20 protein-coding genes are annotated in these 22881 nt (G+C 59.5%); 11 read left to right on the top strand and 9 right to left on the bottom strand.

From position 1 onward, the window contains the following. Positions 1-7: 7 nt before the first annotated feature. A complete protein-coding gene (locus tag M0H32_RS07965; RefSeq protein ID WP_248153044.1) occupies positions 8-1216 on the bottom strand; it encodes a GGDEF domain-containing protein in 1209 nt (402 codons plus the stop codon). 328 nt (positions 1217-1544) lie between these two features. On the opposite strand from M0H32_RS07965, the gene rplM reads away from it, so the two are divergent. Together rplM and rpsI are read left to right on the top strand one after the other, a co-directional pair. Further along, complete coding sequence (gene rplM, locus M0H32_RS07960; protein WP_094070471.1) at positions 1545-2012, top strand: 50S ribosomal protein L13; 468 nt, start codon at positions 1545-1547, stop codon at positions 2010-2012. Positions 2013-2014: 2 nt separating this feature from the next. Continuing rightward, positions 2015-2491: a 30S ribosomal protein S9 gene (gene rpsI / locus M0H32_RS07955; RefSeq protein WP_248153043.1), complete on the top strand. Its 477-nt coding sequence runs from the start codon at positions 2015-2017 to the stop codon at positions 2489-2491. Positions 2492-2578: 87 nt separating this feature from the next. Here rpsI and M0H32_RS07950 read toward each other — a convergent pair whose 3' ends face one another. After that, positions 2579-4402 carry an adenylate/guanylate cyclase domain-containing protein gene (locus tag M0H32_RS07950; protein ID WP_248153042.1) on the bottom strand — a complete coding sequence of 608 codons (1824 nt, stop codon included), beginning with the start codon at positions 4400-4402 and terminating at the stop codon, positions 2579-2581. A gap of 235 nt (positions 4403-4637) precedes the next feature. Between M0H32_RS07950 and M0H32_RS07945 the strand changes: the two genes are divergently transcribed. Then, positions 4638-6035 carry an MATE family efflux transporter gene (locus M0H32_RS07945; RefSeq protein ID WP_248153041.1) on the top strand — a complete coding sequence of 466 codons (1398 nt, stop codon included), beginning with the start codon at positions 4638-4640 and terminating at the stop codon, positions 6033-6035. Here M0H32_RS07945 and M0H32_RS07940 read toward each other — a convergent pair. Further along, on the bottom strand, positions 6005-6577 hold the full coding sequence (locus M0H32_RS07940; RefSeq protein WP_248153040.1) for a hypothetical protein: 573 nt from the start codon (positions 6575-6577) through the stop codon (positions 6005-6007). The genes M0H32_RS07945 and M0H32_RS07940 overlap by 31 nt on opposite strands. A 99-nt stretch (positions 6578-6676) precedes the next feature. Beyond that, entirely contained in the window at positions 6677-7114 is a 438-nt protein-coding gene (locus M0H32_RS07935; RefSeq protein WP_248153039.1) for a helix-turn-helix domain-containing protein, read from the bottom strand. A 69-nt stretch (positions 7115-7183) separates the two neighbouring features. Between M0H32_RS07935 and M0H32_RS07930 the strand changes: the two genes are divergently transcribed. Together M0H32_RS07930 and M0H32_RS07925 are read left to right on the top strand one after the other, a co-directional pair. Continuing rightward, a complete protein-coding gene (locus M0H32_RS07930; RefSeq protein ID WP_248153038.1) occupies positions 7184-8404 on the top strand; it encodes an MFS transporter in 1221 nt (406 codons plus the stop codon). A 170-nt stretch (positions 8405-8574) separates the two neighbouring features. Then, positions 8575-9030 carry a hypothetical protein gene (locus M0H32_RS07925; RefSeq protein WP_248153037.1) on the top strand — a complete coding sequence of 152 codons (456 nt, stop codon included), beginning with the start codon at positions 8575-8577 and terminating at the stop codon, positions 9028-9030. A 61-nt stretch (positions 9031-9091) separates the two neighbouring features. On the opposite strand, the gene guaD is transcribed toward M0H32_RS07925, so the two are convergent. The 3 genes from guaD to M0H32_RS07910 all read right to left on the bottom strand — a co-directional run bounded on the left by guaD (position 9092) and on the right by M0H32_RS07910 (position 12526). After that, a complete protein-coding gene (guaD, locus tag M0H32_RS07920) occupies positions 9092-10396 on the bottom strand; it encodes a guanine deaminase (protein ID WP_248153036.1) in 1305 nt (434 codons plus the stop codon). Positions 10397-10553: 157 nt separating this feature from the next. Beyond that, entirely contained in the window at positions 10554-11480 is a 927-nt protein-coding gene (locus tag M0H32_RS07915; protein WP_248153035.1) for a hypothetical protein, read from the bottom strand. 122 nt (positions 11481-11602) lie between these two features. Then, positions 11603-12526: a cation diffusion facilitator family transporter gene (locus tag M0H32_RS07910; RefSeq protein WP_248153034.1), complete on the bottom strand. Its 924-nt coding sequence runs from the start codon at positions 12524-12526 to the stop codon at positions 11603-11605. A gap of 250 nt (positions 12527-12776) precedes the next feature. On the opposite strand from M0H32_RS07910, the gene speB reads away from it, so the two are divergent. Both speB and M0H32_RS07900 read left to right on the top strand, forming a co-directional pair. Next, positions 12777-13739, top strand: a complete 963-nt coding sequence (gene speB, locus M0H32_RS07905) for an agmatinase (protein WP_248153033.1) — start codon at positions 12777-12779, stop codon at positions 13737-13739. A 13-nt stretch (positions 13740-13752) separates the two neighbouring features. Further along, positions 13753-14379, top strand: a complete 627-nt coding sequence (locus tag M0H32_RS07900; RefSeq protein ID WP_248153032.1) for a hypothetical protein — start codon at positions 13753-13755, stop codon at positions 14377-14379. Between the two features lie 33 nt (positions 14380-14412). On the opposite strand, the gene M0H32_RS07895 is transcribed toward M0H32_RS07900, so the two are convergent. Beyond that, positions 14413-14961, bottom strand: a complete 549-nt coding sequence (locus M0H32_RS07895) for a DUF6653 family protein (RefSeq protein ID WP_248153031.1) — start codon at positions 14959-14961, stop codon at positions 14413-14415. Positions 14962-15354: 393 nt separating this feature from the next. On the opposite strand from M0H32_RS07895, the gene M0H32_RS07890 reads away from it, so the two are divergent. Next, a complete protein-coding gene (locus M0H32_RS07890) occupies positions 15355-17676 on the top strand; it encodes a sensor domain-containing protein (protein ID WP_248153030.1) in 2322 nt (773 codons plus the stop codon). Positions 17677-17713: 37 nt separating this feature from the next. On the opposite strand, the gene M0H32_RS07885 is transcribed toward M0H32_RS07890, so the two are convergent. Then, on the bottom strand, positions 17714-19519 hold the full coding sequence (locus M0H32_RS07885) for a PHA/PHB synthase family protein (protein ID WP_248153029.1): 1806 nt from the start codon (positions 19517-19519) through the stop codon (positions 17714-17716). A 235-nt stretch (positions 19520-19754) separates the two neighbouring features. Here M0H32_RS07885 and M0H32_RS07880 point away from each other — a divergent pair, with 235 nt between their 5' ends. The 3 genes from M0H32_RS07880 to M0H32_RS07870 all read left to right on the top strand — a co-directional run bounded on the left by M0H32_RS07880 (position 19755) and on the right by M0H32_RS07870 (position 22875). Further along, positions 19755-20006, top strand: a complete 252-nt coding sequence (locus M0H32_RS07880; RefSeq protein ID WP_248153028.1) for a hypothetical protein — start codon at positions 19755-19757, stop codon at positions 20004-20006. Positions 20007-20164: 158 nt separating this feature from the next. Then, a complete protein-coding gene (locus tag M0H32_RS07875) occupies positions 20165-21400 on the top strand; it encodes a GGDEF domain-containing protein (protein ID WP_248153027.1) in 1236 nt (411 codons plus the stop codon). Positions 21401-21654: 254 nt separating this feature from the next. Beyond that, on the top strand, positions 21655-22875 hold the full coding sequence (locus M0H32_RS07870; protein ID WP_248153026.1) for an LL-diaminopimelate aminotransferase: 1221 nt from the start codon (positions 21655-21657) through the stop codon (positions 22873-22875). The last annotated feature ends 6 nt before the right edge of the window (positions 22876-22881 follow it).

Here is a 22881-nt window from a genome sequence, read left to right as displayed (position 1 = left end):
TGGCACCTCAGGCGGTTTGCCGGGCCGCGTCCTGCTTGAACAGGCCTTCCAGGTCTTCCGAATACTCGACCACCTGACCGCGGCCGCGGCGCTTGGCGGCGTAGACGGCAAGGTCGGCCCGGTGCAGCGCAGTCTTTTCCGTGTCGCCGGCCTGGGTGAGATAGGCACCGACACTGAGGCTCGGCACGTAACTCTTGTCGCCATGGGTGCAAGGCGTCTTGGCGCCTTCCATCACCCGGCCATAGAGCTTGCGGAATTCCTCGCGGGTGATCCCAGGTGCGAGCACGACAAACTCATCGCCGCCGAAACGGCCGACAATGTCGGTGTTTCTGCGGGTGCTGTCGCGCAGAATTCCGGCAATGTGTTTCAGCAGAAGATCGCCGCAAGCATGGCCGTATTGGTCATTGACCTGTTTGAAATAGTCGACATCGACGAACAGCACGCCCAGCCCGGTGGCAGTGTCACCTCCCTCGAACAGGCCGTCGAGAATTTCGGACACCGAATTTCGGTTGAGAATGCCGGTCAGTTGATCGTAACGGGTCAGCTCCAGAAGCCTGCGGTCTTGTTTGCGCAATTGCCGGGTCCGGTACACATAGGCTGTGGCCGGAATGGACAGAACGATGGTGGTACCAAGAACAAGCAGCCAGCCGATCTGCTGGAAAGCTTCTTCCAGCGCCGATTCCAGGGGGCTGACATCGACATAAAGCTCGATCGTGCCGATCCGTTCACCCGAGGGCGTCACGGCCGGCACGTAAGCTTCGACAAAGGTGTCCGGCCCGCCGGCCTCTTCGGCTTCGTCGTCATGGATGACGATCAGCTTGGGCGTTCCCGTCTGAAACACATTCAGGGCGTTCAGGTTGACGACTTCGTTGTGATCGACATTCAGATCGCCGACCTTGAATGTCTGGTGGCCGTGGATGTCGAACAGTTCGAAGCGCACGATATCGATCATGGCGAAGGAATCGACGAGATTCAGGACATCGGCGTCCGCGACGGCATCTTCTTCGAACATCTGGGCCGCATTGGGCACATTCCTGAAAAATCGTTCGGACCAGGTCACCGCCTTGACTTCGGCGTTGTGGCGGATCGAATTCATGACCTGCCAGTCGAGAAGCCCATGGACAGCGCCCGCAACGCCGGCCAGCAGAAGTCCGCTCGCGACAACGGCGAGTACCAAAGGCTTATTCAGCCTGGACTTCAACTCGGACACAGCCATGCGTTCCCTTTTGGGCAATCTTCAAGACCCCATCAGTGCATCCTCGATCTTAAACTGACGTAAAGTCCACTGGAGGATTTGTCGCTAGTGCGGCAAAGTGCGCTCCGGCGTGGGTGAAGGATTGTTGAATTTTATGCGGTATCGGGATACCGTTTTTTTAACGCATTGAAAACAAACACTAATTTGGTAGATGGGCGGAAAAAATGTGATTGACGACACTTTGATGTAGGCGTATAAGCTGCCTCGAACGAATTTGAGGTCCGTTCGCTGTCTCCCTTGCTGGAGCCGCGCGGGCCTTTTCTTTAACCGCTCAGTACGGATCAAACTCATGAAGACCTTCTCTGCCAAGCCGGCTGAGGTCGAAAAAAAGTGGATCTTGATCGACGCAGAAGGAATGGTTGTCGGCCGTCTCGCCGCTTTCATCGCCAATCACCTGCGCGGCAAGCATCTGCCGACCTACACGCCTCACATCGACACCGGTGACAACGTCATCGTCGTCAATGCGGACAAAGTCGTGTTCACCGGCCGCAAGTACGACAACAAGAAGTACTACTGGCACACCGGCCATCCGGGCGGCATCAAGGAGCGCACCGCACGTGCCATCCTGGAAGGCCGTTTTCCGGAGCGCGTCCTGGAAAAAGCCGTGCAGCGTATGATGCCGGGCGGTCCGCTGTCCAACAAGCAGCTGAAAAACCTCAAGGTTTACGCTGGTCCGACCCACCCGCATGAAGCTCAGTCGCCGGAACTCGTCGACGTTAAGGGCCTCAATGCAAAGAATGACGGCAAGAGGGCTTAACAATGGCTGAGCTGCAATCCCTGGAAGAACTGGGCGGCGCGGTCGAAACCGCAGCCCCCGAAGCTCCGGTCCACGTCCAGAAGCTGGACGCACAGGGCCGCGCATACGCAACCGGCAAACGTAAAGACGCGATCGCCCGCGTCTGGATCAAGCCGGGCACCGGCAAGATCATCGTCAACAAGAAGGACTTCACCGAGTATTTCGCTCGCCCGGTTCTTCAGATGATCCTTCAGCAGCCGATCATGCTGACCGACCGTGCCGGCCAGTATGACGTTGTTGCCACTGTTACCGGTGGTGGTCTGTCCGGTCAGGCCGGCGCCGTGCGCCACGGCCTTTCCAAGGCCCTGACGCACTACGAGCCGGAATTGCGTGGCGTTCTGAAGAAAAACGGCTTCCTGACCCGCGACAGCCGCGTCGTCGAACGTAAGAAGTTCGGCCGCCGCAAGGCTCGCCGGTCCTTCCAGTTCTCCAAGCGTTAATCGCCGGACCAACTGGTACAAAGCTTATGGAAAACCCGCCGGAGCGATCCGGCGGGTTTTTTCGTCGTTGCCGCTTTGTCGAAGCCCTCATGCCGAGGTTTCAGGCAGCCCGGCCTTTTTCACGCCTTCTATGATCTTGTCGATCAGTTGGTCAGGCATGCCGCGCGCCTGAAAGGGTTCGCCGGGGTTCTCGGGGTAATCGGGTTTGAGGGTCAGGACCACGTCCAAGGTTGACCGTGCGAGATCCATCTTGTCTGCCTCGGCATAGGCTGCGGTGAGGGCGGCCTGAACCATGTAGTTCTTTGGCAAATTGACTTTCATTGCGTAGTCAATGGAGGCTTCATAATCGCCCTCCAGAAATGCGTGTAGCTGCCAGATGAAGTCCCACCAGCTCTGATGGTTGGGATTGAGCAGTTTGGCCCGGCTGACCCATTCCTTGCCTTGTTCCCATTCCCCTGAATAGGCCATCCAGGTCCCGAGATCGGCCAGAATGAATGCATCGTGCGGATTGAGATCGATTGCCTTTCTGGCATGATTGGCGAATACCGACCTGTCCTCTCCAAGTATCTGGCTCCTGATGGCGAGAGCGTAGTAGGCGTCCGGATTTCCGGGATCCAGCTCCAGAGACTTCTGCGCTGCTGACCAGGACCTCTCGGCCCAGTCGGCTTGTGTGTCTATCGAGTACTTTTTTGACTCAATGTATGAAAACGCCAACCGCGACCAGGCAAGTGCATAGTCAGGATCAATCCTGACAGCGCGTTTCAGACAGTCTCGGGCCCGGCGATGCCTGTCAGGATCAAAGTTTTCATAAAACCAGTAGGACAAAAGCACACATTCATAGGCAGACAGCGATTCGGGTGCCTTGTCCTCCAAGCCGTTGATAATGCGTGTGTCGAAAATCGGTGCATCGCTGGATCCGATTTGCGCAACAACTTTTTGCGCAATATCAAGCTGCACATCCAGAATGCTGGTTGCCGACAGATCTCTGGTGAACGGACCTGGTGCGTTTAATTCCCGGCAGGTATTTGCATCCATGAAGCGGGTCGTTACCCGCAAGTCCGGGTCCTGTAGCTGCACGGTGCCCGACAGGATGAAATCCGCATTCAGATTGGACGCGATGCTCCGACAACTTGTTTTGCTATCGAGGCTGCTGGTTGCCGTCGGGCCGAGCACGAACAGATTGGAAAATTCCGACAGAAGCGCACTGATGTCGCGGCTGAGGCCGGCAGCAAAATACCCGCCGGCATCACCGGATCCAATTTCGTCAAACGGCATGACAGCTATGCGTGGGCCGGTCGGCATTTCATATGCAGGTGCGGTCTGCTGGACATAGTAGAGGGCACCGACCCCAATAAGGACTAGGACCGCCGCGGCCTGGCCGGCGCGGCGCAGGGTGCGGCGTCTCTGAATTTGCCTTGCCGCATCCGGTGGCCAACAGAAGAGCTCAACCGGACGCGCGATGTTTTTCAGCCGGCGCTTGCCAAGCGATCGGAACTCGAGGTCGGGCACTCCCGTCAGCTGGTCAAACGCGACAGCTGAAATGCAAATTCCTTCAGGAGGGGCAGTTGGTTCGACCCTAGCGGCAATGTTCACTCCATCACCCAAGGTTTCCGTGTCCGTGACGAGAACGTCACCGAAGTGAATGCCGACACGAAAGCGCAGGGCAGCGTCTTCAGGTGTTTCCGATAATCGTTTTTGGAAGGACACGGCCGCAAGAACGGCTTCACGAACCGATGGAAAACGGGCAACGACGCTATCACCAGCAGTCCCGATGATAGTGCCATTGAAGGTTTCTATCTCCTGGTCGATGGTTTTGCGGGATTCCGTGAGCGCAGCAACGGTCGCAGCTTCATCGGCTTCCATCCTGCGGCTGTAGCCGACCGCATCCGCGACCATCAATGCTGCTAACATTCGGGTCATAGCTCCTCCTGAAAGCGAGTGTAGGGGCAGGGCAGACCAGGACGCAACGTAAGAGAACTGACAATGCCCTACACGGAAAGTGCTAAAAGGCACGCCTGTTTGCTTGGCCCATGAATCGACTTAGAAACAGGCTCACGTGGGCCACAAGAAGTTGTGGCAAGTCGATGCGCCTTCCATTCCAACTGGGCGCACGGCTCAGTTTTGACCCCAAATGTCGGGTGGTTTCATGGCTCAGGCCAAATTCGTCACGGGCAGCTTGTTCCGGCATGTCACGGTCATGTCGCTGACCTCTTCCGTCGGTCTGATGGCGATCTTTGCCGTCGATTTCGTCGACATGATCTTCATCTCCATGCTCGGCAAGGCGGAACTGGCGGCCGCGGTCGGCTATGCCGGCGCGATCCTGTTTTTCACCACGTCCTTCAACATCGGTGTGGCCATTGCCGCGGGTGCGCTCGTCGCGCGGGCGCTTGGCGCCAGCGACCGGGAAGGGGCACGGCAGCAGGCCTCCAACGCGCTCGCGGCCGGGGTGATCTTCAGCGGCGTGTTTGCGCTTGCCGTCTGGCTCTCGCTGAACCAGCTGGTCAGCCTGATCGGCGCGCGCGCGGACACACACGATCTGGCTGTCGAATATCTGCAGATCATCGTGCCGACCCTGCCACTGCTGCTGCTTGGCATGGCGGGAGGCGCGATCCTGAGAGCCCATGGCGATGCCAAACGGGCCATGATGGCGACAATCGCAGGCGGCATCGTCAATGCGGTGCTGGACCCGATCCTGATCTTCGGACTGGATATGGAACTGACCGGCGCGGCGCTTGCCAGCGCGGCCTCGCGCGTTGCGATCGCCTTTTTCTCGCTGGCGCCGATCTTCCGGTATCATGGCGGGCTCAGTCTGCCGCGGCCCCTTTCCCTCCTGAAGGAATTGCCGCCGATCACGGCGATTGCCTGCCCCGCGATCCTGACCCAGCTGGCAACGCCTGTCGGTCAGGCCTGGGTGACCCGGTCGATGGCTGAGTTCGGCGAGGAGGCGGTTGCCGGCATGGCGGTGGTCGCCCGCATGACACCGCTGGCCTTTGCGACGATCTTCGCCCTGTCCGGTGCCGTCGGACCAATCGTCGGCCAGAATTACGGCGCCGGTCATTATGACCGGGTGCGCGGCACGTTGCGCGAGGCGCTGCTGTTCACCGCGCTGGTCGTCGGCCTGGCTGCCCTCGTCCTGTTTGTCCTGAGAACCCCGATCGCCCGGCTGTTCGACGCGGATGGTCTGGCGCTGACGCTGATCTATCTGTTCTGCGGCCCGCTTGCGCTGGCCTTCTTCTTCAATGGCGCGCTGTTTGTCGCCAATGCCTTTTTCAACAATCTGGGCCGGCCGTTCTATTCCACCTGGATGAACTGGGGCCGGCACACGCTCGGCACGATCCCGTTTGTCTGGGCGGGTGGCGTGCTTTACGGCGCACCGGGCGTCCTGATCGGCCAGGCGGCCGGCGGGATCGTCTTCGGTCTTGGCGCGATCCTGTTGGTCCGGTTCGTGATCCGCGATGTCGAGCAGCATCACGAGGTCTCCAAAGGACCGGGCCTGTTCCAGCGCCAGGCCCGTCAGGTGGTCCTGTTCTTTTCCAGAAGGTGACCGGTCCTGGCTGTGTGCGCGGCAAGTTTTTGCAGCTGGCGCAATGCCTTGACGGCCGCAATATCCGTCATCGGCCGCGATGGTGCCGGGCCGAAATCGCCGGTGAAATAGGTCCAGGCGAACAGGACCGGATCGGCCGAGCGCAACCAGCTGGGCTTTTGCGTGACCCGCTTTTCCGCCAGAACCTGACCGCTGTCGATGTCCAGAAGATAGCCGTAAAGCGTGACGGAAGGGCGGATGAGCAGCGGTATCCAGGTGTCGTTCGTGTTGAGTGATGCAAGAAATCCGTAGCGCAAGTCGGTGATTGCCAGATGCAGGAGCTGGTCCCCGGGCTTCAGGTCCGCATCGGGCGCAAACAGTGGCAAACCGAGTGTCCGCGCAAAATAGCTCCGCAGCTGGTCTGGATCAGGTTCTACTTGAACGGGGGCGCCGAAATAATGACAAAAGGAACTGACGACGTTCCAGTCGAGATGCATCTGGACATCGCCGAGAAAAACGGTCGGCGGCTTTTTGCGGCCAAAGAGCCAATTCCAAAACGCCATTCCGTCTCCCGCAAAATGCCAGTTTTTTTGAGCCTGATGGTTCAAGGTTGAACAGTCGCCAATTCGACCGATTCAAACCTAGGTAGTTTCTACAGTAGTTCAATTCTTGAACGAGGATTTGCTACGAGAAGAGGGCGTGTTTTCTCTCATTTTTCCGCTGATGCGGATCAGCTGCTGAAATTTCTCACATTCCATGTGGCTGGGCGCCGGGCAGTCGGCGACGTGGCGGATCATGTCGCGCAGGGAGGCGAGGCGCTCGATCTGGCGGTCCAGTTCGCTCACCCTTTGGTGAAGCTTGTCCCGCGAGAGGGCCGGGCGGCCGTCCGGGCCGAACATGGATTTGATCTCCTCCAGCGAAAACCCGCCGGCCTTGCCGAGCGTGATCAGGGCCAGCTGGTCCAGGACTTCCGGCGCGAACAGCCGTTTCAGGCCGCGCCGGCCGAGCGAGGAGATCAGGCCTTTTTCCTCGTAATGGCGGATGGCCGAAGCAGCGACGCCGGTCTGTTTCGACACTTCTGAAATATCCAGCAATTTCATCTCTTGACCTCAAGTCGACTTGAATTTGTAGGCTGGCCTCAACGTGTCGGAAACGCAAGGAAAAATAAGATGACATCCCACGCAATCCCTTCAGAGCGTCCGCTCTGGCTGGAATCGGCAGCCATCGCGCTGCTGATGACCGCAACCCTCAAGATCATGGCCAATGCCACCATCAGTCCGGCATTGCCGGGACTGGCGGCAAGTTTCCCCGAGGACCCGAACGCGGCCTACCTGACCCGCTTTCTGGTGGCCGCACCGTCGCTGTCCGTGGTTCTGGTCGCCCCCTTCGCGGGCATGGCCGCCGACCGGTTCGGCCGTGTGCCACTGCTGCTGGCGGGCGTGCTGCTGTTTGCTATTAGCGGCAGCGCCGGGGCGTATTTGCCCGACCTGCAGGCCATTCTGGCAAGCCGGCTTCTGCTCGGTGTTGCTGTCGCCCTGACCATGACGGCCCAGGTTGCCCTGGTTGGTGACCTGTTTGCCGGCGCGCGCCGCAATGCTTTCATGGGGCTGCAGACGGCAGCCATCAATTTCAGCGGCTTTCTCTATATCGGCCTTGCGGGCTGGCTCGCCGGTCTTTCGCCGCGCCTGCCGTTTCTGGTCTATGCGCTGCCCGTGTTGCTGGTGCCGCTGCTGTTGCCGTTTCTGCATGGTCCGCGGCAGCAGGAGGCCGCCGGCGCTCGAAACGATCTTGGACCCGCCGACGCTTCACCGGCGGCCTGGCTTCTGCCGGCGTTCCTGGTCGCCGTGCCGACCATGGTGACCGTCATGATGTTTTTCCTGATGCCCAGCCAGCTCCCGTTCTATCTGGAAGCAAACGGTTTCGATGGGGCTTCCGGCACGGCGTTCGGCCTTGGCGCACTTACTCTGACCGGCGGTTGTGTCGCCATGGTCTTCAAACGGATCAGCGGGTCATTGGGACTTTCCGCCACGTTCGGACTTGGGTTCTTGCTGATGGGCGCCGGACTGGCGGTCCTGGCGATTGGAGCGCTCTGGATTTTTATTCTGGGTGGGGCCGCGCTGGTCGGGGCCGGTTATGCTCTGGTGCAACCGGCTTTTCTGACCCTGGCACTGCAAGTGGCTCCTGAGCATCGACGCGGCAGTGTCTCCGGAATGATCACGACAGCCATGTTTTTGGGGCAGGTGGTCTCGCCGCTGACGCTGACGCCGTTTATCCAGGCGCTTGGATTTGCTTCTGTCTTCCTTGGCGCGGCGCTTGTGTTTGCTCTGTTTGCGCTTGGCGCTTTGACGTCCCTGGTGCTACGGCCGCATCGGCCGGAGCACTCCGGTTAACACCTTCAGGCGGGACCGCCGCCTGGCAGTCCCGCTCCATTGCACCGGGAACGACCTCGACGTTTTTCACAGGGTCGTAAAACCTGTGGTTGTTAACGCTGTTTCTTTACGCACCCTATACGCCTTGCCACTAGAACCACAACCGCAAGTGGGGTTTCTGGAGGCTAAACATGTTTGGAAGACTGAAGTTAATTGCACTTGCCATTGTCGTGATCGGCGTAGGCGGTGCCGGTCTCATGATGGCACAGGCCTATGATCTGAATACGAATTACACGCTGGTCGATGCCAAGATCATGTCGGTGAAAACCGAGTGTTTCATTAAGGCCGGCAAGGAAAAGATCGTCACCAAGGACACCGACGAGCTGGCCTATATGGACTGCGACCTGGCACCGATCGTCGCGAAGCAGCACGGTTTCAAGGAAAGCGCTATCAAGAAACGCGTCAAGGTGAGCTACGACTACCGGTCACCGGTTGATGGTCGGGTCTATTCCGGCGATTTCATGCGCACCGGCGACGTCGATGGTGTCAGAGAGGGCAAGATGATCCAGGTGCATGCCCATAAGACCGATCCAGAGGCTTCCAGGACAACGGGGTTGAACCTGTTCCTTCAGGATACCGGCGCCTGAGGGCAGCCCGTTGTGCTGAGCGTTTTTGGAGAAACGGCCGGGAGCGTTGCCATCCTGGCCTTCAGACTTTCAGGGCCTGCCCCGCGGCGTAGGTTTGCACAACCGCCCGGTCGTCGCCGAGTGTCTGCAGCACGAAGAGTTCCTCCGAGAGCGTTTCGACGGTCTCCATGCGCAGCGCCATCGGAGGCGTCGCGCGGGCATCAAGGACCACGAGATCCGCGTCAGAGCCTGCGTCGAGCGTACCGATCCTGTCCGTCAGCGACAGGGCGTCCGCGTTGCCGCGCGTCGCCCAATAGAAGCCGGTCAGAGGATGCATGCGCTGGCGTTGCAGCTGCAGGATCTTGTAGCCCTCGTCCAGGGTCCGCAGCATGGAATAGCTGGTGCCACCGCCGACATCGGTGGCAATCGCCGTGCGAATCCCGGCGCCTTCCAGTCCGGCCTTGTCGAATAGCCCGCTTCCGAGAAAGAGGTTCGAGGTCGGGCAGAACACCGCGACGGAACCGGTCTCGCGCATGATCCGCATTTCAGGACCGGTCATGTGGATGCAATGGCCGAGCAGGGTCTTTGGACCCAGCAAACCGAAGCTTTCATAGACCCCCAGATAATGGGCGGCATCCGGATAAAGCTCACGGGTGAGGGCAATCTCGTTGTGGTTCTCGTTGATATGGGTTTGCAGGTGGCAGCCCGGGTGCTCCTTGAGAAGCGTGCCGGCGGCCTCGAGCTGCTGCGGTGTCGAGGTGATCGCAAAGCGGGGCGTGATCACGTAATGCGCCCGGCCCCGGCCATGCCATTTCGCCAGCAGGGCCTTGCTGTCGTCATAGGCGCTTTGCGGGGTGTCACAAAGCTCCGCCGGCGCGTTGCGGTCCATCATGGTCTTGCCGCCGAGCATCAGCATGCCGCGCCGTTCGGCTTCCTCGAAATAGGCATCGACCGAGGCCGGGTGGCTGGAACAATAGGCAACAGCGGTGGTGGTCCCCTGCGCAACCAGGGCATCGTAGAACTCCGTTGCGATCCGGGCGCTGTGGGCCTTGTCGGCGAAGCGCATTTCGGCGGGAAACGTGTAGTCATTGAGCCAGTCGAGCAGCTGATCGGCCCAGGAGGCGATCACCTGGGCCTGCGGAAAGTGAATGTGGGTGTCGATGAAACCGGGCAGGATCAGGTTCGGCCGGTGGTCGACAGTGCGGACGTTTTCCGGGGCTTGTACGCGAACCGCATCATAGGCACCTTGCGCCGCAATCTTGCCGTCGATCAGCAGTAGCGCGCCGTCTTCCAGATAGGAGTATGCAGCCGTGTCCTGCGGTCCGGCGGGCGCCGAATGGAAACTCAGCAATCTGCCGCGCAGGAGGGTAGGGACCTGATCTGTCACGGCATTCTTCCTTGTTCGTTAGAGCCGATGCTGGGAACTCTCTGAGTCATAATCCAGCCGTTCGACCCGAACAATGATCAAGCACCCGGTTCGGCGCGCACGCCGGCATTAGCGGTTGAAAATAGGCCCCGGACAACAGTTGTCTTGCGCTTGGCTGCTACCACTTGCGCGGTGACAACAGCTGCCGCTGCAGCTGATCGATGATGCCGGTGGGCTTGTTGTAAATCGCCCGGACCTCCGCTTCCTTGGCAGGCCGCGGCGTGGGACCGGTCGTTTGCGAAAAGGTATTGAGGGCGTCCTGGTTGATCTGCGCCTTGGCAAAAGCGGGAACCGACCGTGTCAGCGACAGTGTGTTGCTGTGATAAGGCGCCGGACCGGACACGCTGACAAAACCGGACCGTTCCCCCGCAACCTCCAGGAAGAGCTCGCCATTGACTTGCCCGTTCCGGGATTGCGCCGCAAATTCGAAGGTCCGGGTCGCGCCGGCAGAAATCGCCTGAACCTGCTCATAGGCGCGGCGGTTGTTGCGGTCGTAGAAGGACACCTTGACTTCGACCGGGATGGCGAGATCGTTGGTGACGGGAATGACGGCCATGTCGGTCTGCGTGCCGGCCAGGCGGAGCACAGCGATGTCGGAACTCGCAAGTTGCAGGTTGCTGCCGGCGGGGAAATGCCACGTGGTTTCGCCCGCTTCCGAGGGCTGTCCTGTTTGCAGCGGCTGATAGGGTGTCACCGTCATGATGGAGGCAATCACCCCGGCACCGACTGCGAAACCGGCGCGGCGGTTGCTGGGTTGAAAGACGAAGCACAACAGTACGCCCAGAAACACAACGACCAGGAAGATGTAGAGAGGCGGAACCGCCAGGTCGAGATGGCGGGCGGAGATGGTGGTCATCTTCAGGACCGCCGAGGCTTTTTCCTTTTGCACCAGATCGGCGATCGCGGCGATGGTTCCGCCGATGGCCGCGCAAGCATAGATGGTGAGCATGGTCACACCACCGCGCTGCGCGGCCGGTTTGGAATTTTGCTGGGTGTTGGTCGAGGGCGCAGCGTTTTGCGGCGCGGTTTCCTGCACTTCAGGCATGGTCAGCCCTCCGTTGATATTTGTTCCTAACGTAGCGTAAATCGAATGGAATCTCAATCAACAGGAGATGCGGTATCAGTTTCCCTTATAGATAGAGTTGCGTGGTTGTGGTCTCCACCCGATCAGGAGCCCGTCTTTGTTTCAATGGTCACATGGGCGATGCCGTGATGACTTTCCAGGCGCCGCCGCATCTCGTCCAGAACGGCTTCGGATTGGCCCTCAGGGGAAATGACGGCGTGCATGGTGGCGTTGACCTTGCCTTCGGCGAGCGACCAGAGATGGATATGATAGACATCCGACAGGCCGGGGACCTCGGAAAGAAGGTCAGTCTTGAGCTTGTCCCGGTCTATGTCCGAGGGTGCGCCTTCCAGGAGGATGTGCGCGGATTGCCGCATAACGGACACGGCGGAGCGGACAATCAGTAGCGCCACGAACACCGACAGGATCGGGTCGATCGGATACCAGCCGGTGAAATAGATGACGATCGCGGCCGCGATCGCGCCGACTGAGCCGAGCAGGTCGCCGAGCACATGCAGGATGGCGGAGCGGATGTTGAGCGACCCGTCCCCGCCGCGCTGCAGGATGAAAAAAGCACCGATATTCACCAGAAGACCAAGCACGGCGATGATAAACATCGGTCCGGCCAGGACGGTTTCCGGTTCGACAAAGCGCCCGACCGCTTCAACGCAGATCCAGGCCGTGACCACAAGCAGAAAGATCGCGTTGGCAAAGGCGATCAGAACAGGCAACCGGTCGCGGCCATAGGTCAGGCGGGCATCCGCCGGTTTCTTCGCCTGCTGAAAGGCCCACCATGCCAGCCCGAGCGACGCGGCATCGGTGACCATGTGCACCGCGTCCGCCATGAGGGCGAGCGATCCGGCCAGCCAGCCGCCGATCAGTTCCGCAAACATGAAACTTGCGATCAGGAGCCCGGCCCAGGCAACCGCGCGGGCGTTTCTGTCCGTCACTTCCGGTGTGTGATCGTGGTTGTGATCATGACCATGGTCGGATCCGGACCCGTGATCGTGAGATGCATGGTCATGCATGGAAACGCTCCTGTCGGCTTGATCATCACGGTCAGGGCTCCGGTTCGGAGCCTGTTCTCTTTAACAGATATGACCTGTCGACAGCTCTGGGTTCAAGGCCCTGCTCGTGTTTTCGGGCCAGGGCAGGTTTTGTTCTGGAAGACTGCGAGCGTGCACGCATCCCCAATTGCCAGAACAGGAATTTGTGAACAAGGTAGCGGTTGGAACGCCATCGATTTTCCCCCAGACATCAAAACCAAGGGTCCAGACTATGTCTTCCGAATTACCGCGCCAGACCGACAACGCGTTTTTGGGACAGGAGATCAAGGGCGGGTCGCATGAGCCGACCTATGCCGGCGCTCTGTCCTTCATGCGCCGCCGCTACAGCCGCGACCTGACCGGTGTCGATCTGGCCGTCTGGGGCATCCCCTTCGATGCGTCGGTCTCCAACCGGCCTGGCGCCCGGTTCGGGCCTCAAGGTGTGCGCCGGGCTTCGGCCATTTTCGACGGCGACCCGCAATATCCCTTCCAATTCGATCCGTTCGAAACCCTGGCCTGCGTCGATTATGGCGACTGCGTGTTCGATTACGGCCGCAATCCGGATATCCCCGGACATATCCAGACCCAGGCGGCGGGCATCCTGGCTACCGACACGCATCTCTTTTCTATCGGTGGCGATCACTTCGTCACCTATCCGCTGTTGAAGGCGCATGTGGCCAAGCATGGTCCGCTCGCCCTGGTGCAGTTCGACGCGCACCAGGACACCTGGTCGGACGAAGGCGACCGGATCGACCACGGCACCTTTACCGGGCGGGCGGTGCGCGAGGGGCTGATCGATCCGCAGCGGTCGATCCAGATCGGCATCCGGACCCACGCGCCGGAAACCTGCGGTCTGGAAATCATCTTCGGACACGAAATGGATGTGCTTGGCATTGACGGAGTGATCGAACGGATCAAGGCCCGCGTGGGGGCGGGGCCAGCCTACATGACCTTCGACATTGACTGTCTCGATCCGGCCTTTGCACCTGGAACAGGCACGCCGGTCTCCGGCGGGCTGTCCTCCCGGGAAGCGCTGTCGGTGCTGCGCGGACTTGGAACGATCGATTTCGTCGGTGGCGATGTCGTCGAGGTCGCGCCCGCCTATGACCACGCCGACATCACCTCGATTGCCGGGGCAAGTGTCGCGCTGACCTATATCGGGCTGCTGGCGGAAAAACGCCGCCAAGCCGTTTGAGGGATCAGGGCCGATGGGGAAGGGAACCAGGCTGCGCTTTGTGAAAACGCCAGGCAGCCTGCCGCTGCCGGACGGTGTCAGCCGGCAATACCAGGTCTTTGCCGGTTCGGCAGCGGGCGAGCCCGAACTGAGCTTCGATCTCGACAAGCCGCACATGCGCGGTACCACCTGGGTCCGCTCACCGGTGGTGAACGGTCTGGTTCTGTCCTGCCTTGAGAAGGTCGGCGGTGGCCGGTGGGCGCTTCAGACGGTGCAGGGCGACACCGTGGCCGAGATTGCCGGAAAGGGCGTTCTGACGCAAAGCTGGCACCTGTCGTTTCCGGGCTCCGGGCCGGTTCTTGAGCTGGCCGATCCCAAGAGTTTCGCCAAGCAGGTCGTGAGAACGATGCTGGACGGAGAAACCGAGGGCCTGGTTCTGACCTTGAACCAGGATCCCGTCGGTGGGCTCGCAAAACAACACCGTTCATCTGGGGGCGGCTTTCTGTCCGGAATGAAACGCTTCGTTCAGGGGCGCGACTGGGTGCTCGACCTGCAACGCCCGGCAATGGACGTGGCCAGTATATCCACCGGCCATCGCATTGCCCTCCTGGCCTTGTCGCTCTCGGCAATTGTCAGTCTTGAATTCAGTTCGCCGGATTGAACGTCCGCGCGCGCCCCGCCTGATGCGGATGGCTCAGGCGGATTGGCGTGTGGGCACGCGGCGGTTCGCGGCACGCGCATTGTTGTCGTTCACCGGTGCGGCTGCCCAGAAGCGGTAGAGCGGATACCGGTCGCGCATCACCTTGTAGAGGTGGATTAGTTTTCCGAAACAGGTAAATTGCGCGCTGTAGGCGACGGCAAGGCCAGTCGCGGAGAGCAATGGCAAGGTTGCGAAGGCGCCCCAAAGAGCAACAAGAACGCCGGCCCAGAACACAAGGTATAGCGTGGTCAGGCGAAAGCTCAGGTTCTGGGGCACCGGAACGAAAATCCGGTTCAACCAGATTTTTTCGCCAAAGCCCACGGATCGGGCCCATTCGAGCCTGGAAAAGGGCCGCTCAAAGAATTTCGGAACGAAAACCAAAAACACCAGAGCGCCAAGGCCCAAAACCGACGCCCCCGCGGCGCCAAGCCAGATCTTGGACCAAAGACAGGCGGTCAGCAGAGCCGGAGCCAGAATCTTGAACAGCACCGCCACCGCGGAAGCCGGTTTGCCGGTCCTCGCGGTTTTCAGCAGATTCGGCATCTGCATGCCTGCAGCAGCGTAGTTTCCGCTTGAGGCCTTGAGGGCTGGGTGGGGTAACGTGTTTTGCATCTATCGGAGCCAGGCTGTCGGGCAGAGGATGATCATACAGGGCGAGGCGGTTGTTTGGCAAATAGGTTTCTTTACACATTCAATTTGTGATCTGTCAAAAATTACAATCAAAAATAGCTGAAAGTGGAAGTCAATACTTCCTAAAATAACAATTTTTTGGAGAATTTCGAAGTTTAACGTCTCTTGGCAGAGTTTCCGTGTTTTGAATTCCAAATTCTTAATGTGTATTTTGGTTCACTAGCTGTTGAGTTCATTGTTTCTTAGCTTGAAATCAGCGAAAATCTCAATCTGCCTGATCGAGGTGGAAGCAAACTGGGCTGAAGAATGGTTTTAAAGAAAAGTCGGGAATTTGGCGGGGCCAACGGACACAACGAATTCGCGTTCCTGGCAGCGGAACTGGACCGGCTGAACCTTCTCGAAAAGCTCAGCGATAGCGTGCACCTCAGTCTTAGTGGAGATTGGCTGCACAAGCTCCTCAACGAGGTCTCCGATTACTTTTACGTCAAGGACCGCAAATCGCGGTTTGTGATGGCAAACAGGCAGGTGGCCCTCGATGTCGGCCTGGACGACGCTTCGCAGCTGATCGGCAAGACGGATCTGGAATTGCATCCGCGTGAGACGGCGGAAAAGTTCATGGCAATCGAACAGGAAATTATGTCCTCGAACATTCCGAGGATCGATTTCGAAGAACCGTCCATCCTGTCAAACGGCAAGCGCAAATGGTTTGCCTCTTCCAAGTTTCCGGTCAGCAACAGCGAGGGCGTGGTGGTCGGCCTTGTCGGCATGTCACGCGACATAACGGAACGCAAGCGCGCCAATCAGCTTCAGCAGGGCCAGAACAAGGTTTTGCAGCAGATCGCGACCGGCAAGCCGCTCCCTCAGGTCCTCGAAACACTTGTGCTCATGATCGAACAACAGTGCGACGGCATCTTCGGCTCTGTGATGCTGGTTGACGACAGCGGAATGCATCTAAAGTCGGGCGTGGCCCCGAACCTGCCGGTAGACTACGTTGCTCTCACTGATGGCATCGAGGTCAGCCCGAAGATGGGGTCCTGCGGCACAGCTGTCTATCGCCGAGAAAGCGTCGTCGTGGATGATATTCTCGTGGACCCGCTTTGGGAGGACGTGCGTGAGGCCGTCGAACCTTTCGGGCTTCGCTCCTGCTGGTCCGTGCCGTTCTTCGGCCGCGACAAAAAGGTGCTTGGCACCTTTGGCCTTTACTCGCGCACGGTGCGCAGCCCGACCGACTATGAACTGAAACTGGCGCTGGAGGCCGCGCGGCTGGCGGCAGTCGCCGTCGAACGCGACCAGGACGAGCGCAAGATCCGCTATCTGGCCAACCACGATGTTCTGACAGGTCTGCCCAACCGCCAGGAATTCAAATCCAAGCTTGAAGAGAAGGTCGCCGAAAGCCGGACAAGCGGCAATCACGTGGCTGTGGTTTTTGTCGATCTCGACAATTTCAAATTCGTCAATGACAGTTTCGGTCACGCCATTGGCGATCAGGTGCTGATGATCGCCGCCGAACGGATCATGACCGTGCATGATGGCGCCCATCAGGCGATCCGGTTTGGCGGCGATGAATTTGTGCTTATAGTTGAAGGCGAAACCGCCCAGAAGCCCGCTTTGCGGGACTTCATGGCCCGGCTCAAGGACGAAATCACCAAGACAATCCAGATCGGCGATCTCTCCTTCCATGTCACCTGCAGCATCGGCGCCGCCTGCTTCCCGGAAGATGCCGAGAATGCCGCGCAATTGCTCAGGAACGCAGACAAGGCCATGTTCGAGGCCAAGTCCTCGGGCCGGAACGGCTATCAGATCTACGAGCAGACCCGGCCGGAACGCTCGGTCAACAAGCTGACCCTTCTGGAGGAAATGCGTTCCGGTATCGAAAACGGCGATTTTTTCCTGGAATACCAGCCGCAATACAATCTGGTCAGTGGCCGGATCATCGGCGCGGAAGCGCTGGTGCGCTGGCAGCATCCGTCACTCGGCAGGTTGATGCCGGGCGAGTTCATCGGGTTGGCGGAGGAGAGCGGCCTGATCGTGCCGCTTGGCCGCTGGGTGATGAAGGAAGCCTGCCGCCAGAACAAGGCCTGGCAGGATGCCGGTCTGACCCCTATCACCATCGGGGTGAATGTCTCTGCGCGCCAGTTCAGCGATGTCGGCCTTGTCGCCGATGTGACGGCCGCGCTCGAGGAAAGCGGTATGCGCGCCACCTATCTGGAACTGGAGCTCACCGAAAGCCTCCTGATCCAGAATGCCGAGCAGGCGGTCGAGCTGATGGACGATTTCCGCCGCATTGGCCTGAAGCTGGCCATCGACGATTTCGGCATCGGCTATTCCAGCCTGGTGGCGCTGAAGAGCTTTCCGCTGACGCGGCTCAAGATCGACCGCAGCTTCATCCGCGATCTCGACTATGACGAGAACGACCGCAGCATCGCCCGGGCGATCGTGTCACTCGGCCGCGAGCTAGGCCTTTGTGTGGTGGCCGAGGGCGTGGAAACCGCGAAACAACAGGCGTTTCTTGCCAGCTGCCGCTGCGAAGTGGTGCAGGGCTTCCATTTTGGCCGGCCGATGAGCGCCAACAAATTCGGCAAGCTGCTCGGCATGACCCTGACGCCGCTGGACGCGCATTTCGGGTGAGGCCGATGCGCCTTGTCAGTGAATGACAGGCCCGACCCTAAACTTTCGTCATCACATAGGATCCCGGCGCGTCTTCCAGGATCTTCATCCGGTTGGCGCCCGGCTTGCGGGCCTTGGCCTTGGCGTTGTCGTTGGAGCGGATCCATTCGTCCCAGTAGGGCCACCAGGAGCCCGGATGTTCCTCGGCGTTCTTGAGCCAGTTTTCCAGAAGACCTCTGGGTTCCGGTCCGGTCCAGTACTGATACTTGTTCTTGGCCGGCGGATTGACCACGCCAGCAATGTGGCCGGAGCCGGCCAGAACGTAATTGACCGGGCCGCCGAAGCAGCCGGAGCCGAGAAAGACGGATTTCGGCGGGGCGATGTGGTCCTCGCGCGTTGCCAGGTTGAAGATCGGGATCGTTACCTTGGACAGGTCAAGCCGCTCGCCGGCGATCTCCATCTCGCCCTTGGACAGCTTGTTGTCGAGATAACAGTTGCGCAGATAGAAGGAATGGTTCGCCGCCGGCATGCGCGTGCTGTCGGAGTTCCAGTAGAGCAGGTCGAACGGGAAGGGCTCCTGGCCCTTCAGGTAGTTGTTGACCACATAGGACCAGATCAGGTCGTTGGAGCGCAGCATGTTGAAGGCCGACGACATTTTAGAGCCGTCCAGATAGCCTTGCTCTTCCATGCGCTTTTCCAGAGCCGAAATCTGTTCCTCGTCGACGAAAACCTTGAGGTCGCCGGCAAAGGTGAAATCCACCTGGGTGGTGAAGAAAGTCGCCGTCTTGATGCGCTCGTCGCCCATCTTGGCCATATAGGCGAGGGTAACCGCCAGCAGCGTTCCGCCGACGCAATAGCCGATGGCGTTGACCTCCGACTGGCGCGTTGCCTTCTTGATGATGTCGAGCGTCTCGAGGATGCCTTCCTTCATGTAGTGCTCGAAGCTCTTCTGGGCCTGGCGCTCGTCCGGATTGACCCACGAGATCACGAACACCGTGTGACCCTGGTCGACGGCCCATTTGATGAAGGATTTTTCCGGGTTGAGGTCTAGAATATAGAACTTGTTGATCCAGGGCGGCACGATCAGGAGCGGCCGTTTCAGCACTTCCTCCGTCGTCGGCGAATACTGGATCACCTGACAGACGTCGTTCTGGGCGATCACCTTGCCCGGCGTGTTGCCGAGATTTTCGCCGAGCTTGAATTTCGACGGATCCGTCTGGCGGATTTTCAACTCGCCCTTGCCGGTCTTCAGGTCCTCGACCAGGTGCTGCATGCCCTTGACGAGATTCTCGCCATTGCTCTCCATGGTCAGACGCAGGAGTTCCGGGTTGGTCAGCACGAAGTTGGACGGTGAAACCGCATTGGCAATCTGGGTGACGTAGAATTCCGCCTTGTGGCGGGTGTGCTCGTCGAGGCCCTGGGCATCGTGGACCATGTCCTCGGCCCATTTGCTGGTGATCAGGTAGAGCTGTTTTATGAAGTCGAAAAACTGGTTGTTTTCCCAGTCCGGATCGGCAAAGCGCTTGTCCCGTGCAGGGGTTTCAACGGCCGGTGTCGACGGTTCGCCCATCATCCGTTTCAGGGAGGAGTTCCAGAGGTCGATGTAGCCGCTCCACAAGCGCGATTGGGCTTCGATGGCGCGCTGGGGATCGGAGGCCCAATATTCGCCGACCTGCGCCAGGGTCTTGACGACACCCGTCAACTCGTCGGTCGAATCGTGTTTGATCTTGCCCTGTTCGCGCGGCTCGATATAGGCGGCCATCGCCTTGCCGGCCTGTTCGATCGTCTTGGCCAGATTCTGGGCAAAGGCTTCGGGATTGTTGATTATGTACTGCAACATGGGATGCTGGCGGTCATCAGCCATAGGCAGGTGTTCCCTCCGGTTCATTTCAGCTCCTTGCGGCCCTGGGAAGGCCTGAGAGCCCTTATCTGTTCAAACGCGTATCTTGTTATATTTTCGCTGATATTTTGAACTATCAGCTATTTATGACACAAGGTGCCGGTTCCGTCGATTGGATTTCAACGTACGGTAAGCTCACTGGCTAGAGCAAATTTGTGACAATGGGATGGAAGCCGTTTGGGCGGCAAAGGAGGCGTGGGTGACCAGAATGGATGTGGTGCGGTTCGGGGGGGTCGGGGCCGCCTGTTTGCTGCTCGTTGCCGGCTGTGCCGTTGGACCGGGGACACCGCTCATCGACGCGATGAAGACCAATCCGGGGCAGGGCAGCAGCAACGTGCCGCCGCCCAAGGGCTACGGACCGCCGATCGGCACCGTGAATTCCACCGGGTTGATCAATCCCCAGGAGCGTCAGGCAACAGAAGCCTATCTCAAGTCCCTGGCTTCGGAATAGCAGAGGCAACACCTCGGGCAGGGCCCGTGCGTGACGCCCGCCGGCGTTCGGGAATGGGGACATCCCGGCCATTTGCAAATATGCGAATATGTAGACTAAGCATTCTTTTACGACTGAGCGGCTAGGGTGTCGGTGATTTTTCCAAGGTTTTTCCTTTGATGCAGCTCGATACGCCGACACTCTTTACCTGTCTCATGATTGCCGAATTTGCCGGCAGCGTGATCCTTTTGCTGTTTTACCTGTTCTGGCCGTCGAAAAACGCCGACAGCAAGCGCAGCCTGGCGATGTGGTCGCTGGGCATGTTCCTGGCGGCCTGGGGCACCGTGCTGATTGCCCTGCGGGGCACCATTCCCGATGCGCTCAGCATCATCGCGGCGAATTTCCTGATCATTCTGGGAACGGGGATGCGGCGCAGCGGCTTTGCCGTTTTTCTGGGGCTGCGCGGTCATGTCTGGCTGTTTTCCATCGTGGCGACCGCCTGGCTGGTTCTGTGCATGGTTCCCGAATTCATGGGCAGCTTCCTGATGCGGACGAATTTCGTTCAGGGAACACTGATCGTCAGCGGGCTTTGGGTGGTCGCCATGGCGTTTTGGGAAAACCGCGAGCGCCTCTACTCCGTCAAGCTGCTGGGCATCGTGACGCTGATTGAATGCGCCGGTTTTGTCTGGTTCACCTTGAACCAGAACATCTTGCTGTTTCCGTCATTCCTGGCTGCTTTTCCGGAAGGGTTCACGGTCATTTTCCTGGTCACTCTGCTGTTCTCCATGATCATGACCATCGTGTTGCCGGCCTCAATGGTCATCGAAAGGTCGCTGCAGCGCTTTCGCGAGAAAGCGTCCCAGGATGACCTGACAGGCCTCGCAAACCGGTGTTCCTTTCTGGATGCCGCCGAGGATTGGCTTCAGGAAAACAGCCAGGCCGATACGAGCTACAGCCTGCTTCTCTTCGAGATGGAGGAGTTCAAAACGGTCAACGAAAAATACAGCCCGGCCATGGGCGACGCGCTGCTGCAGTTGTTCGCCCGTATTCTCAAGGACACCTTGAGCGAAGGCGCGGTCTCCGGCCGCCTTTCAGGCACGAAATTCGCGGTCTTCCTGCCGGAAACCGACAAGGAACTGACCCATTTGAGCGCTCAGCGCCTGTGCCGGCGGTTCGCCCTCGGCTGCCATGAGGCCTCCGGCGGCAAACTTGTGGTCACCATCAGCGTCGGCGCGGTTTCCGCGCGCGTGTCGACCGGTCTTTCCAGGGCCATGGTGACCGCGGAGCAGGCCCTGGACAAGGCAACGAAGCAGGGCAAGGCCCAGATCGTGACCCTGGACCTGGCGCCGAACGGGACCGTCAAGAAATCCGCTGGCCAATCGGCGTTTTCCCTTCAGCGCAAGAATGCCGCTTGAACAGGCGGCGATTCGAAGCTTTCCACCCAAAGTCCGATGCATATTTGTCTGACATCCGCGCCGAGGTGGAGGTGTGCCGGCCAGCCGTTCCGTGTTTGCGGAACAGCATTCCAAAATTGGAGACAAAATTAGGCGGCTAGACACGCAAAGACGGGTGAACATTTTTTTCCTTGCTGCTAAAAGAGCCCCGCTACGCCGCCATTGTGCCAGATGACCGGCGCCGGTGTTGATGTTAACTCGCAAGGAAACGCGCCATGGAGGAATTCCACAAGATCAAGCGGCTACCGCCATATGTCTTCGAACAGGTCAACCGCCTGAAAGCGAAGGCGCGAGCGGCGGGTGCGGACATCATTGATCTTGGCATGGGCAATCCGGACCTGCCGACACCGCAGCACATTGTCGACAAGCTGACCGAAGTGGTGCAGGACCCGCGCACGCATCGCTATTCCGCCTCCAAGGGCATACAAGGGTTGCGCAAGGCCCAGGCCGCCTATTACGGCCGCCGCTTCGGCGTCAAGCTCGATCCGGATACGGAAGTGATTGCCACCCTCGGCTCCAAGGAAGGCTTTGCCAACATGGCGCAGGCGATTTCCGCGCCCGGGGACGTGATCCTGAGCCCGAACCCGAGCTATCCGATCCACACGTTCGGCTTTCTGATGGCCGGCGCCTCGATCCGCAACATTCCGGCCGAGCCGGGGCCGGCTTTCTTCGATGCGCTGGAACGGGCCGTGATCCACTCCGTGCCGAAGCCGATCGCCATCATCCTGTGTTACCCGGCGAACCCGACCGCCTATTGCGCGGACCTGGATTTCTACAAGGATGTGGTCGCGTTCGCGCGCAAGCACAACATCTTCATCCTGTCGGACCTGGCCTATTCTGAGATCTATTTCGACGAAGCCGCACCGCCGCCCTCCGTGTTGCAGGTTCCGGGGGCCAAGGACGTTACGGTCGAGTTCACGTCCCTGTCCAAGACCTTCTCCATGCCCGGTTGGCGCATGGGCTTTGCGGTCGGCAACGAGCGGCTGATCGGCGCTCTTGCCCGGGTGAAATCCTATCTGGATTATGGTGCCTTCACGCCAATCCAGGTGGCGGCGGCAGCCGCTCTCAACGGACCGGAAGACTGCATTCGCGAAACCCGGGAAATCTACAAGAAGCGCCGCGACGTTGTCGTTGACAGCTTCGGACGGGCGGGGTGGGACATTCCGGCCCCCCAGGCCAGCATGTTCTGCTGGGCGCCGATCCCGGAGAAGTTCCGTGCCCTCGGCAGTCTGGAATATTCCAAGCTGCTTCTGGAACGGGCCGAGGTCGCGGTCGCGCCGGGCATCGGTTTCGGCGAGCACGGCGACGAATATGTTCGCATCGGTCTGGTGGAAAACGAGCAAAGGCTGCGCCAGGCGGCCAGAAATATCCGCCGCTTCCTTGAAACAGCGGAGCAAAAGCTGCACAACGTCATCCCGCTCGGAACCTCTGGCTGATTAGAA

The sequence above is a fragment of the Roseibium sediminicola genome (assembly GCF_023156505.1).
GTDB classification, from domain to species: Bacteria; Pseudomonadota; Alphaproteobacteria; order Rhizobiales; family Stappiaceae; genus Roseibium; species Roseibium sediminicola.
Note: the sequence above shows the minus strand (reverse complement) of the source record. Positions and strands in the feature narration are given on the sequence as shown.

Excerpts from the sequence above, each read along its gene's own strand:
- M0H32_RS07965 (WP_248153044.1), bottom strand. The coding sequence starts at position 1,216 with ATGGCTGTGTCCGAGTTGAAGTCCAGGCTGAATAAGCCTTTGGTACTC.
- rplM (WP_094070471.1), top strand. The coding sequence starts at position 1,545 with ATGAAGACCTTCTCTGCCAAGCCGGCTGAGGTCGAAAAAAAGTGGATC.
- rpsI (WP_248153043.1), top strand. The coding sequence starts at position 2,015 with ATGGCTGAGCTGCAATCCCTGGAAGAACTGGGCGGCGCGGTCGAAACC.
- M0H32_RS07950 (WP_248153042.1), bottom strand. The coding sequence starts at position 4,402 with ATGTTAGCAGCATTGATGGTCGCGGATGCGGTCGGCTACAGCCGCAGG.
- M0H32_RS07945 (WP_248153041.1), top strand. The coding sequence starts at position 4,638 with ATGGCTCAGGCCAAATTCGTCACGGGCAGCTTGTTCCGGCATGTCACG.
- M0H32_RS07940 (WP_248153040.1), bottom strand. The coding sequence starts at position 6,577 with ATGGCGTTTTGGAATTGGCTCTTTGGCCGCAAAAAGCCGCCGACCGTT.
- M0H32_RS07935 (WP_248153039.1), bottom strand. The coding sequence starts at position 7,114 with ATGAAATTGCTGGATATTTCAGAAGTGTCGAAACAGACCGGCGTCGCT.
- M0H32_RS07930 (WP_248153038.1), top strand. The coding sequence starts at position 7,184 with ATGACATCCCACGCAATCCCTTCAGAGCGTCCGCTCTGGCTGGAATCG.
- M0H32_RS07925 (WP_248153037.1), top strand. The coding sequence starts at position 8,575 with ATGTTTGGAAGACTGAAGTTAATTGCACTTGCCATTGTCGTGATCGGC.
- M0H32_RS07915 (WP_248153035.1), bottom strand. The coding sequence starts at position 11,480 with ATGCCTGAAGTGCAGGAAACCGCGCCGCAAAACGCTGCGCCCTCGACC.
- M0H32_RS07910 (WP_248153034.1), bottom strand. The coding sequence starts at position 12,526 with ATGCATGACCATGCATCTCACGATCACGGGTCCGGATCCGACCATGGT.
- speB (WP_248153033.1), top strand. The coding sequence starts at position 12,777 with ATGTCTTCCGAATTACCGCGCCAGACCGACAACGCGTTTTTGGGACAG.
- M0H32_RS07900 (WP_248153032.1), top strand. The coding sequence starts at position 13,753 with ATGGGGAAGGGAACCAGGCTGCGCTTTGTGAAAACGCCAGGCAGCCTG.
- M0H32_RS07895 (WP_248153031.1), bottom strand. The coding sequence starts at position 14,961 with ATGCCGAATCTGCTGAAAACCGCGAGGACCGGCAAACCGGCTTCCGCG.
- M0H32_RS07890 (WP_248153030.1), top strand. The coding sequence starts at position 15,355 with ATGGTTTTAAAGAAAAGTCGGGAATTTGGCGGGGCCAACGGACACAAC.
- M0H32_RS07885 (WP_248153029.1), bottom strand. The coding sequence starts at position 19,519 with ATGGCTGATGACCGCCAGCATCCCATGTTGCAGTACATAATCAACAAT.
- M0H32_RS07875 (WP_248153027.1), top strand. The coding sequence starts at position 20,165 with ATGCAGCTCGATACGCCGACACTCTTTACCTGTCTCATGATTGCCGAA.
- M0H32_RS07870 (WP_248153026.1), top strand. The coding sequence starts at position 21,655 with ATGGAGGAATTCCACAAGATCAAGCGGCTACCGCCATATGTCTTCGAA.